1 protein-coding gene is annotated in these 494 nt (G+C 67.8%); it reads right to left on the minus strand.

Going from position 1 to position 494, the window contains the following annotated elements:
* The coding region (locus tag AC1DCP_RS26375; RefSeq protein ID WP_476774867.1) for an aldolase/citrate lyase family protein at window positions 1–494 on the minus strand (494 nt) is incomplete at both ends.

Below are 494 nucleotides of genomic sequence, written 5' to 3' on the forward strand. Positions count from 1 at the left end.
GCTGGCGTCTTCGCCGGCGCGCTGCGGATGCTGAACGTCCGTGCTGACGTTGTGCGACGGCACTTTGCCGTGGCGATGGCAGGCCGCCGAGATCTCCAGCATCGCGCGGCGGATCAGCGGGTATTCGAACTGGCCCGGCGAGCGCATCGCATCGCCCGGAATGGCGCCGTGGTGCGCGGAGACGAAGTCCATCAGCCCGAAGCTGAGGCACTCCACCTGGACCAGCGCGGCGATATCGAAGACCTGTTCGAGTGCTGCATGTGTCTCAATCAGCACATGAATCGGGATATGCCGGGCGATGCCGGCACTGCGCGCCACGTGGTTGACGTGGTCGGTCACCCGGGCCACTTCCACCACATCGGTCACCTTCGGCACCACGACGTAGGCCAGCCGCGCGCCAGCGGCGGCGACCAGGATGTCGATGTCCTCGCGCCAGTGCGGGTGGGCCGGGTCGTGGATGCGCACGCCCACGCGATTGTGGACGTTCGCGGGGC

The organism is Agrobacterium sp. 10T429, assembly GCF_056393925.1.